The sequence below is a fragment of the Mycobacterium sp. E1715 genome, assembly GCF_001667625.1.
Classification (GTDB): Bacteria; Actinomycetota; Actinomycetes; order Mycobacteriales; family Mycobacteriaceae; genus Mycobacterium.
The window spans coordinates 1-763 of the sequence record NZ_LZJJ01000499.1 but is presented as its reverse complement, the minus strand read 5'-3'; the positions used below and the strand labels follow the sequence as shown (position 1 = coordinate 763).

Below are 763 nucleotides of genomic sequence, written 5' to 3'. Positions count from 1 at the left end.
TCGATGTCGGCGACCGTCTCGCCGATGGTGCCGGGCAGCCGCTCGTCCCACACCTGCTCGGTGCGCCCGGCCACCGCGGAACTGCTTGTCCAAATGGGCTATTCAAACCTGAGCCTGGCGGCGGTCGCCGAGCGTGCGGGAACCACGAAATCCGCGCTGTACCGGCGGTGGTCGAGCAAGGCCGAGTTGGTGCACGAGGCGGCCTTCCCGGTGGCGCCGACCGCGCTGGAGGCGCCGGCCGGGGATTTCGCCGCCGACGTCCGCATGATGATCGAGGCCACCCGCGACGTCTTCACCACCCCGGTCGTCCGCGCCGCCCTGCCCGGGCTGGTCGCCGATATGACGGCCGATCCCGCGCTGAACGCGCGGGTGATGTCCCGCTTCGCGGACCTGTTCGCGACGGTGCGGGTGCGGCTGAGTGACGCGGTCGACCGGGGCGAAGCCCATCCCGACGTCGACCCGGACCGGTTGATCGAGCTGATCGGAGGCGCGACGATGCTGCGCATGCTGCTGCGCCCGGAGGACGAGCTCGACGATGCGTGGGTGGAGCAGACGACCGCCATCGTGGTGCACGGGGTGACGCGATGACGGGGCGCCTGTCGGGGCGGACCGCGATCGTCACGGGCGGCAGCCGCGGGCTGGGCCGGGCGATCGCACTGGCCCTGGCGGCCGACGGCGCCGCCGTGGCGGTGGCCGGGCGCACCGAGCAGGTGTGGGACGAGCGGCTGCCCGGCACCATCGGCGAGACGGTCGCCGACATCGA

Annotated in this window: 2 protein-coding genes; both read left to right on the top strand. The window is 73.0% G+C overall.

What is annotated here, in order from left to right:
• Positions 1 to 60 precede the first annotated feature (60 nt).
• Positions 61 to 588, top strand: coding sequence for a TetR/AcrR family transcriptional regulator (locus tag A9X03_RS24735; RefSeq protein WP_231975458.1), 528 nt, complete (start codon positions 61 to 63; stop codon positions 586 to 588).
• Positions 585 to 763: SDR family NAD(P)-dependent oxidoreductase (locus A9X03_RS24730; protein WP_156670278.1), on the top strand; the 179-nt coding region annotated here is incomplete at its 3' end. The genes A9X03_RS24735 and A9X03_RS24730, both read left to right, overlap by 4 nt.